General features: G+C 73.0%; 9 protein-coding genes and 1 pseudogene. 4 read left to right on the forward strand and 6 right to left on the reverse strand.

Annotation, left to right across the window (positions count from 1 at the left end; translation table 11 throughout):
• Positions 1-10 precede the first annotated feature (10 nt).
• Positions 11-778 (reverse strand): glycosyltransferase, encoded by a 768-nt coding sequence (locus F8279_RS27475; protein ID WP_225853430.1) that lies wholly within the window; start codon positions 776-778, stop codon positions 11-13.
• Between the two features lie 2 nt (positions 779-780).
• Positions 781-1,977, reverse strand: a complete 1,197-nt coding sequence (locus F8279_RS27480; protein ID WP_225853431.1) for a lipopolysaccharide biosynthesis protein — start codon at positions 1,975-1,977, stop codon at positions 781-783.
• 173 nt (positions 1,978-2,150) lie between these two features.
• Here F8279_RS27480 and F8279_RS27485 point away from each other — a divergent pair, with 173 nt between their 5' ends.
• Positions 2,151-2,984 carry a YveK family protein gene (locus F8279_RS27485; RefSeq protein WP_151501481.1) on the forward strand — a complete coding sequence of 278 codons (834 nt, stop codon included), beginning with the start codon at positions 2,151-2,153 and terminating at the stop codon, positions 2,982-2,984.
• Here F8279_RS27485 and F8279_RS27490 read toward each other — a convergent pair.
• Both F8279_RS27490 and rfbA read right to left on the reverse strand, forming a co-directional pair.
• On the reverse strand, positions 2,930-3,538 hold the full coding sequence (locus F8279_RS27490) for a dTDP-4-dehydrorhamnose 3,5-epimerase family protein (protein WP_151501482.1): 609 nt from the start codon (positions 3,536-3,538) through the stop codon (positions 2,930-2,932). The genes F8279_RS27485 and F8279_RS27490 overlap by 55 nt on opposite strands.
• Positions 3,535-4,422 carry a glucose-1-phosphate thymidylyltransferase RfbA gene (gene rfbA, locus F8279_RS27495; RefSeq protein ID WP_151501483.1) on the reverse strand — a complete coding sequence of 296 codons (888 nt, stop codon included), beginning with the start codon at positions 4,420-4,422 and terminating at the stop codon, positions 3,535-3,537. The genes F8279_RS27490 and rfbA overlap by 4 nt, the downstream gene beginning before the upstream one ends.
• 86 nt (positions 4,423-4,508) lie before the next feature.
• On the opposite strand from rfbA, the gene rfbB reads away from it, so the two are divergent.
• Both rfbB and rfbD read left to right on the forward strand, forming a co-directional pair.
• Complete coding sequence (gene rfbB / locus F8279_RS27500) at positions 4,509-5,507, forward strand: dTDP-glucose 4,6-dehydratase (protein ID WP_151501484.1); 999 nt, start codon at positions 4,509-4,511, stop codon at positions 5,505-5,507.
• Positions 5,507-6,385 (forward strand): dTDP-4-dehydrorhamnose reductase, encoded by an 879-nt coding sequence (gene rfbD / locus F8279_RS27505; RefSeq protein ID WP_151501485.1) that lies wholly within the window; start codon positions 5,507-5,509, stop codon positions 6,383-6,385. The genes rfbB and rfbD overlap by 1 nt, the downstream gene beginning before the upstream one ends.
• On the opposite strand, the gene F8279_RS27510 is transcribed toward rfbD, so the two are convergent.
• Both F8279_RS27510 and F8279_RS27515 read right to left on the reverse strand, forming a co-directional pair.
• Positions 6,354-7,808: a sugar transferase gene (locus tag F8279_RS27510; RefSeq protein WP_151501486.1), complete on the reverse strand. Its 1,455-nt coding sequence runs from the start codon at positions 7,806-7,808 to the stop codon at positions 6,354-6,356. The two genes, rfbD and F8279_RS27510, sit on opposite strands and share 32 nt — an antisense overlap.
• Before the next feature lie 109 nt (positions 7,809-7,917).
• A complete protein-coding gene (locus tag F8279_RS27515) occupies positions 7,918-8,985 on the reverse strand; it encodes an LCP family protein (RefSeq protein WP_151501487.1) in 1,068 nt (355 codons plus the stop codon).
• 288 nt (positions 8,986-9,273) lie between these two features.
• Here F8279_RS27515 and F8279_RS27520 point away from each other — a divergent pair.
• A pseudogene (locus F8279_RS27520) lies at positions 9,274-9,550 on the forward strand (hypothetical protein); the annotation flags it as partial.

Raw genomic sequence — 9,550 nt, forward strand, 5'->3', positions numbered from 1 at the left:
TAGGAAAGAGTCAGATGGGTAGAAGAGACAGGGCCACAGTGCCCCGCCACCCGGCCAGCTCACGGCTGGCCCGGATGAACTCCCGGGTCTGCCGGCGGGAGATCTCCTCGGCCGCCCACCGGCGCTTCGCGCTCGCGTCGTCCTCGTGCGTGACCACGGCGTCCGGCAGGTACGCCAGGCGCAGCCCCAGCCGGCGCACCGCCCAGCACAGCCGCAGGTCCTCGGAGTAGAAGAACGACGACTCGTCCACCCCGCCGATCCGGTCCAGCGTCTCCCGCCGGATCGCCACGAACGGCCCGGACAGCCAGTCGCCGCGCTCCGGCGGGGCCACGATCCGCAGCCTCGGGAACACCAGGCTGAGCCCGGTGGCGTGCGCGAATCCGGTGCCCACCGTCAGGAACCGGCCGGCGGCGGTCTGGTCCCGGCCGGTCGCGTCCAGCACCTTCGGGAACGCCGCGCCCACCGCCGGGTCGTCCAGCTCGGCCGCCAGGCGCTCGATCGCGCCCGGTCGCACCAGGATGTCGTTGTTGGACAGCACCACCCGGGACCGGGTGCTGTGCCGGACACCGAGGTTCATGCCCTTGGCGTAGCCGAGGTTCGTCTCCGAGCGCACGTACCGGGCGCCGGTCTCCGCGCACATGGCCCGCAGCCGGTCGCTGATCTCGGCGGCGCTGCCGTTGTCCACCACGACGGCTTCCACACCGTCCGGCAGCGAGCGGACGCAGCCGTCGGTGCGCTCGAAGTCTTCCCAGGTCAACACGACGATTGAGACGTCCACCGCTAGGCCATCCGATTGACGAGGAGGTGCGTGGACCGCTGGAGTCGCTGCCGGGTGCGCAACGCGTAGACGCCGTAGGCGACCGACGACGCGACCGCGGCGCCGAGCGCGCCGGCCCACGGGATGAGCAGAACGTACAGCACCACCGACACCGACATGGTGACGAGGGCCACGGCGGTGGTGGCCTGCTCGCCCGCGCGCTTGAGCAACGCCGCGCTCCACGTCTTGCCGGCCGACAACGCCAGCGTCCCGGGCAGCAGGAGCAGCCCGAAGAGCCAGGCGTCGCGGTAGTCGGGCGCCAGCACGCCGAGCACCGCCAGGCCGATCACGGCGAGCGCGGCGATCGGCAGCGCCGACCTGACGACCTCGCGGCCGTGGTCGCCGATCGCGTCCGGGTCACGCTCGGCCAGGATCCGCTGCGCCCGTACCACCGCGCCGGACTGCGCGAACTCCAGCGCCGCCACCGCCAGCGCGAACACGCCGAGCGCGCCCGCGCCGGCGAAGCGGGCCACCAGGACCTGGCTCAGCCGGTACGTCAGCATCTGCGCGCACACCCCCACGTGCAGCCGGCCCACCGCGAGCAGGTCGGCGCGGTACTCCGTGCGCCCCGCCGTCGCCGCCGGCACCGGCCCGAACCGCCGCGCCCAGCCCAGCACCGCCACCCCGAGCACACTGGCGGTGGCGACCTGGACGCCCAGCCAGAGCACGCTCCACAGGCCACCGTCGAGCCGGTGGCCCAGCCAGAGCAGCCCGTACCCGGCGACCAGCACCGCGCCGCCGAGCGCACGCATGGTGTAGACGAACCAGAACCGCTTGAGGCGAAGGCCGAGCGAGGCCGCCGTGTTGAACACGGTGAGCGCGCAGCCCGCCCCGATGCCCACCGGGTGGCTACCCAGCCCGGCCAGCGTGGTCAGCAGCGCCGCGGCCAGCGCGGTGAGCCCGAGCGAGACGGTCAGGATGCCGGCGATCCACAGGCGACCACGCGACATGATCCAGCCGGCCGGGCGGGACAGCAGGAACGTGTCCACGGACAGGCCACCGAGTGCCGCGCCCACTGTGGCGCTCACCATGTTGGCCGCGAGTTCGCCGCGTTCGGCAGCCGGCAGCGTCACCGACACCAGCGCGGCGAGCCCGGTCAGGCCCAGGGCGACCAGATAGAGACGCTCGGGGGAGACGATCCGCCGGACCTGGCCTAACACCCGGCGCCCAGGCGCCGGCGCCGACCGCGAGCCGGCCACGCGGAATCCACTCGTCTTCCCCCAAGATGCGCGGATGTGTGCGGGCTTGTTCTACCCGACATGAGCGCCGTTGCGCAATGGACCCGGCGGGCGGGTACGCCCGCGGCGGCCCGCCGCCGGTAGGGTGACGCGTCGTGGACCTCGCCCACTTCCGCGACACGATCGGCAGGCGATGGCCGATCGTGCTGGCGCTGACGCTGCTGTGCGGCGCGCTCACCGGGGTCGTCGCCGAACGCCGGCCACCGGTCTACCGGGCCGAGACCCAGATGGTCGTCACGTTCACCGCCGAGAAGTCGGCCACGCCGCAGCCCCGCCCACCGGCCGACGAGGCGGGCCGGCTGATGCAGCGGCGGGTGAAGACGTACGCCACCATGATGAACACGCCCCGGCTGACCCGCCCGGTGATCGACTCGCTCGGACTGCCGTACACCACCGACGACCTGGCCGGTCGCGTCGTCGCCTCGTCCACCGTCGACTCCCTGGCGGTCGACGTGGCGGTCACCGACCGGTCCGCCGGCACCGCCGCGGCGATCGCCGCCGCGCTCGCGGCCGAACTGCAACGGATCGCCGAACGCGACCTGCCGCCCGCCGGGCTCGGGCTCAAGGCCCAGGTCGCGGTGGTCCGGGCCGCCGCGCCGCCGCCGCGTCCCGAGCCGGTGCGGTGGCAGTGGTACGCGGCCGGCGGCGCGCTCGGCGGCCTCGCCGTCGGGGTAGGGATCGCCCTGGTGCTCGGCTACCGCCGGGCGGGTACGCCGGTGAGCGCGGACGTGCGGACGCTCTGGGCGACGACAGTGCGCCGCCGTCCCGCCGAGGCCGTCGTGGAGCCGGCGGATTCAGAGGCTCCGAGAACGTCCGTCCCGGACGCGGCCACCTCCGGACCGGACGCGGCCGAGGACTCGGCCGGGGTGCCGGGTCAGAGCGACGGCCGGGTGTCCAGCGCCGCGGTGAAGGAGCGGCAGGCGTCGTAGTCGGGCAGCAGCCCTGCCGCGCGTGCCTCGGCCAGGCGCGGCGCAGCCGCGTCCCGCCTGGACAGCAGCGGCGTCGGCGCCGGCCAGTCGATCCCGAGATCCGGATCCAGCGGGTACAGGGTGTACTCGGCAGCCGGGTTGTACGTCGCGGAGCAGAGGTAGCTGAGCGTCGCGTCGTCGGTGAGCGCGCAGAACCCGTGCCCCAGTCCCTCGGCCAGGTAGACGGCCCGCCGGTCGGTGTCGTCGAGGCGTACCGCCTCCCACCGGCCGAACGTCGGCGAGCCGACCCGCACGTCCACCACCACGTCCAGCACCGCGCCGCGTACGCAGGTGACGTACTTGGCCTGGCCGGGCGGTACGTCGGCGAAGTGGATGCCGCGCACCACGTCCCGCGCGGACACGGAGAGGTTGGCCTGCGCCAGCCGCAGCGGATGGCCGACCGCCTCGGCGAGCCGGTCGAAGCGGTACCACTCCAGGAACAGGCCCCGGGTGTCGCCGTGCTGGCGCGGGGTCACCTCCCAGGCGCCCTCGATGCTCAGCGGACGGATCTTCACGACGCACTCCCCGAACCGGACTGTCCGGCCAGCAGACTCAGCAGGTAATCACCGTAACCGCTGCGGGTCAGCGGGTGGGCCAGCATCCGCAACCGCTCGTCGTCGATCAGTCCGGACCGCCAGGCGACCTCCTCGACGCAGCCGATCTTCATGCCCTGGCGTTCCTCGATCACCCGGACGAACTCCGCGGCCTGCATCATCGACGTGAACGTGCCGGTGTCCAGCCACGCGGTGCCCCGGTCGAGCACAGTCACGGTGAGTTCGCCCCACACCCGGTACGTCTCGTTGATCGCGGTGATCTCCAGCTCGCCCCGGGCGCTCGGGGTCAGCTTCCGGGCGATGTCGACCACCCGGTTGTCGTAGAAGTAGAGGCCCGGCACCGCGTACCGGGACCGGGGACGGGCCGGCTTCTCCTCGATCGACAGCACCCGGCCGGCGTCGTCGAACTCGACCACGCCGTAGTCCTGCGGGTTGGCGACCGGGTACGCGAAGACCCGGCCACCGGCCGGTTCGCCGTGCTGGGCGAGCTGCCGGCCGAGCCCGACGCCGTGGAAGATGTTGTCGCCCAGGATCAGCGCCACCGACTCCTCGCCGATGAAGTCCGCGCCGAGCAGGAACGCCTGCGCGATGCCCTCCGGGCGGGGCTGCTCGGTGTACGCCAGGCGCAGCCCCCACTGGCTGCCGTCGCCCAGCAGCCGCTCGAACTGGGCGCGGTCCTCCGGCGTGGTCACCACCAGGATCTCCCGTACCCCGGCCATCACCAGAGTGGAGAGCGGGTAGTAGACCATCGGCTTGTCGAACACCGGCATCAGTTGCTTGGAGACGGCCCGGGTGATCGGCCAGAGCCGGGAACCGGTGCCGCCGGCGAGAAGGATTCCACGCACCCGCGGAGACTACCCGCGACGCCGCCGCCCCCGCGGCCCGTCGACGTCCCGTCCGGGCTGCCGGCACGGCGTAGACTCCACGACCCGTGAGGATCCTCGTCACCGGCGGCGCCGGCTTCATCGGGTCGGAGTACGTGCGGATGCTGCTGGGCGTCCCCGGCGGCGACGCGGCCGGGGTGCCGGTCGAGGGCCCCGACGCGCTCACCGTGCTGGACAAGCTGACCTACTCCGGCAACCTGGCGAACCTGGCCCCGGTACGCGACGACCCCCGGCTGCGCTTCGTCCGCGGCGACATCTGCGACCCGGCGCTGGTCGACGAGGTGGTGCCCGGGCACGACGTGATCGTCCACTTCGCCGCCGAGTCGCACGTGGACCGATCGATCACCGGCGCCGCCCCGTTCGTCACCACGAACGTGCTCGGCACGCAGACGCTGCTCGACGCCGCGCTGCGGCACGGCGTCCGGCGGTTCGTGCACGTCTCCACCGACGAGGTGTACGGCTCCATCGACTCCGGCTCGTGGACGGAGAGCTGGCCGCTGGCGCCGAACTCGCCGTACTCCGCCTCGAAGGCCGGGTCGGACCTGCTGGCGCTGTCCTACCACCGCACCCACGGCCTGGACGTCGTGGTGACCCGCTGCTCCAACAACTACGGGCCGTACCAGTTCCCGGAGAAGGTCGTCCCGCTGTTCGTGACCAACCTGCTCGACGGCGGCACCGTCCCGTTGTACGGCGACGGCGGCAACGTCCGGGACTGGCTGCACGTGCACGACCACTGCCGGGGCGTGGCGATGGTGCAGGAGAAGGGGCGGGCCGGCGAGGTCTACCACATCGGCGGCGGCACCGAGCTGACCAACCGGCAGCTCACCGAGCGGCTCCTGGCGGCGTGCGGGGCCGGCTGGGACCGGGTCGTGCCGGTCACCGACCGCAAGGGCCACGACCGCCGCTACTCGCTGGACATCAGCAAGATCAGCAGTGAGCTGGGGTACGCCCCGAGCATCGACCTCGACCGGGGCCTGGCCGAGACGGTCCGCTGGTACCGGGACAACCGGGCCTGGTGGGAGCCGCTGAAGACGGCCGGCCACTGATGACCCGGGTGCTCGTCACCGGCGCGGGCGGGATGCTCGGGCGGGACCTGCTCGCCGTGCTGCGGACCCGGCCGGACCTGTCGGTCACCGCCGCCACCCGCGCCGATCTCGACGTCACCGACGCCCAAGCGGTCCGGGACGCGGTGGGCGGGCACGACGTGGTGCTCAACGCCGCCGCCTGGACCGACGTGGACGGCGCCGAGACGCGCGAGCGGGACGCCACAGCCGTCAACGGCGACGCGGTCGCCGCCCTGGCCCACGCCTGTGCCGTGTCCGGCGCGCGCCTGGTGCACGTCTCCACCGACTACGTGTTCGCAGGCGACGCCACCGAGCCGTACCCGGAGGACGCGCCGACCGGACCGGTCAACGCGTACGGGCGCAGCAAGCTCGCCGGGGAACTGGCAGTGGCCCGGCTGCTGCCCGAGACCGGGTACGTCGTGCGCACCGCCTGGCTCTACGCCACCCATGGGCGCAACTTCGTCACCACGATGCTGCGGCTCGCAGCCGAACGCGACCGGCTCGACGTGGTGGACGACCAGTACGGGCAGCCCACCTGGTCGTACCGGTTCGCGGAGCGTCTCGTGGCGCTCGCCGACGCGGCGCTCGCCGGCGACGCGGAGCCCGGGACGTACCACGGCACCGCCGCCGGGGAGACGACCTGGTGCGGCCTGGCCCGCGCCGTCTTCGCCCTGCGCGGTCTCGGCCCGGACCGGGTCCGGCCGACCACGAGCGACCGCTTCCCGCGCCCGGCGCCGCGTCCCCGCTACAGCGTGCTGGCGCACGGCCGGTGGGAGGCGGCGAAGCTGCCGCCGCCGGGGGACTGGTACGCGGACCTGACCGAGGCGCTCAGCGCCCCCCGCCCCGGAAGACCTCGGTGACGGTACGCAGCACGATCTTGATGTCGAGCCAGAGCGACCAGTTCTCGACGTAGTAGTTGTCGAACCGGGCCCGGTCCGAGATCGGCGTGTCCCCGCGCAGGCCGCTGACCTGCGCCAGACCGGTGAGCCCGACCGGTACGCGGTGACGCATCGCGTACCTCGGGTATTCCATGGAGAACTTCTCCACGAAGTACGGCCGCTCCGGCCGGGGCCCCACCACGCTCATCTCACCGCGCAGGATGTTCCACAGCTGCGGCAGCTCGTCCAGCGAGGTACGCCGCATGAACCGCCCGATCGGCCCGACCCGCTCGTCGTGCGCGATGGACCAGGTGGTCTGCGACTCGTGCTCGTCGGCCGGGCGCATCGACCGGAACTTGATCACGTGGAACGGCTTGCCGTACCGGCCGATGCGCTCCTGGCGGAAGAACACGCCCCGGCCGCCGTCGAGGAACGTGGCGACGGCGCAGAGCAGCAGCAGCGGGCTCAGCAGCACCAGGGCGGTCACCGCGAACACCACGTCGGAGGCGCGCTTGAGCCGCCACCGGGGACCGGTGAGCGTGGTGTCGCCGATCTTGATGAGCGGGATGGCGCCGATGTGGTCGGGGTAGCCGCCCTGCGACCGCGACCCCCACAGGCGCGGCACCGCCCACAGGTCACAACGGGAACTGGCCGGACGCAGCAGCGCCTCCATCAGGTCGGCCTCGGAGCAGTCCGGGTCCGCGATGATCAGGACCTCGCACTCCAGCATGTCGGCCAGCTTCTCCAGGTCGTCGATCGTGCCGATGAGCGGCAACGCGCCGATCCGCGGCCGTGACGGGGCGTCGACAGCGCCGACGAACCGCAGCCCGTACTGGGGATAGCGACGCAGCAGCCGGGCCAGCTCGCCGCCGATCGGCCCGCCGCCGATGACGATCGCGTTGTGCTCCACCCACCGTCGCTTGCGGGCCAGGAGGATGAGCCGGCTGTTCAGCGCCCGCCCGACGATCACCAGGCCGGCGGAGAGCGCGACGCCGCGCATGAACCCGCTGACGTGCGGCACCGAGTCGTGCCGCAGCGCCGCGATGATCGCCCCCACCGCGCCGGAGGCCAGCAGACGGCCGCCGAGGCTCGGCAGCTCGTCCAGGATGCTGATGTGCCGGCGCGGCCGGTACAGCCCGCCCGTGGCGAACAGGCCCACGGTGAGGGCCGCGTTGAACAGCGTGCCGCGCCAGTAGTCCTGGGTCAGCAGCAGCGGCGTGAGCAGCGCCGCGACGTCGATGGGCGCGGTGACCATCCAGGCCCGCAACCGTCGGGTACGCGTCGACGCCCGCGAACCCGCGTACGGCAGCACCGTCGTCGTGTCCAGGCCACTGTCCATCGGCGTGTTCATGGCCACATCGGACGGTGGCGCGGGCGGATGCTCGAACGCCGGCAGGCGTGGCATGGTCGATCCTTCCCCGTGACGCCCCCGGCCCGGATGCGGAGACCGACGGCGATCGCAGGATACGAGCGGCCCCTCCCCGCCGCCAGCACCGGCATGACAGATCGACGTCCTACTTTCCGCTTATGGCGAGGATCTCGGGCACCGAGTCGCGGCGCACCGCGTCGAACAGCGTCTTGGAACGCGCCGGATCGGGGAACACGACGCTCTCACTGCCGACCCGGCCGGTGCCCTTCACCGGGCAGGTGAAGAACGTCAGGTTGCCGCCGCGCAGGCCACGCATCTCCATCGCCAGATCCACCAGCGACAGTGACTTGTCGACCGCCACCGAGTCCGACGTGGCGCGGACGAACGAGTTCAGCTTGGCCGGATTGGTCAGCACACCGCCCGAGGCGGCCCTGTCCAGAATGGCCTTGATCACCTGCTGCTGGTGCCGGATCCGCGCGAAGTCCCCGTCGGGGAAGGCGTGCCGCTCCCGCGCGTAGTCGAGCGCGGCGGCCCCGTCCATGGTCTGCCGGCCCTTCTCGAAGGTTCGCGTGCCGATCAGCGAGTACTTCGTGGTGAAGCCCTTCTCCACGTCGATCTCGACACCGCCGAGCGCGTCGATGATCTCCTTGAAGCCGGCGAAGTCGACCATCGCCACGTTGTCCACCCGTACGCCGCTGAACTTCTCCACCGTCTGCACCATCAGCGGCACGCCGCCCCACGCGTACGCGGCATTGATCTTCGCGTCGCGACCGCCGCGGCCCTCCTTCGACTTCGGGATGGCCGTCCAGGTGTCCCGGGGGATCGAGATGAGCTGGGCGCTCGACCGGTCCTTCGGCAGGTGGGCCAGGATGATCGTGTCGCTGCGCGAGCCGCCGGTGCTCTCCGGGTCACGGGAGTCGCTGCCCAGGATCATGATGTTCATGGCGCCCTTGGCCTCGACCTGTGGGCGCGACTCCTCCGGCACCCCCTCGAAGGCGTCGACCCGCTCGATGGACTTGTCGACCGAGCGGTAGTAGAGGCCACCGGCCAAGGCGCCCCCGCCGGCGAGCAGCACGACCACCAGCAGCACGATCAGGGCGATCCGCCGGCCCCGGCGGCGCCGGGGCCGCTTCTCCTCCACGGGCCCGCCCGGCTCCATATCGGAGCCCTGCTCGCGTGGGTCGGAATCGGTGAGCTGGTGGCGATCTGACATGCCGCGATGCTACTGATTCGCGTCGCACCGTGTGGACCCGCGCCCGGACGGTGACGCCCCCGTCGGCGCTCGACCGCCGGACCGAGGTGGCGGCTCCGGGCCTCGCCGCCGGGCACCCGCCGGATCCGGTGTGTCCGGCGCTTCCGCCTGGGGGACTCGCTGCGGCAGCGCCCGACCTCGCCGGTGGGCTGGCCGGTGTCGTCTCCACCGCCCCGCGCGCTGCGCCCGGTTTAGCTTTCGCTTAGCTCGCTTGTCGGGCGGCAGACCGGTCCGGCAGCATCGACCGGCGTGACCGACGGCACCGCACCCCACCCGCCGACCGCCGGCGACGCGTCCGGACCCGCCACGCCGGACGGTCGTCGCCGCGCCGCCGCACGCCGTCGCCGACTGGCCGCCGCCGGTCTGGTCGCCGCCGCCGCCGCGGTCGCGGTGACCCTCGCGGTACGCGGCGGCGCCGCCCCCGCCTGCGGGGCCCCGCCTCCCCTCGCTGCCGGGGCACCCGTGGTCGCCCTCCCGCCCATGGTCGCCGCCCTCCCGCCCGGTGCCGCCGCCCTCCCGCCCGTGG

This window comes from Micromonospora sp. AMSO1212t (assembly GCF_008868145.1).
Taxonomy (GTDB): Bacteria; Actinomycetota; Actinomycetes; order Mycobacteriales; family Micromonosporaceae; genus Micromonospora; species Micromonospora tulbaghiae.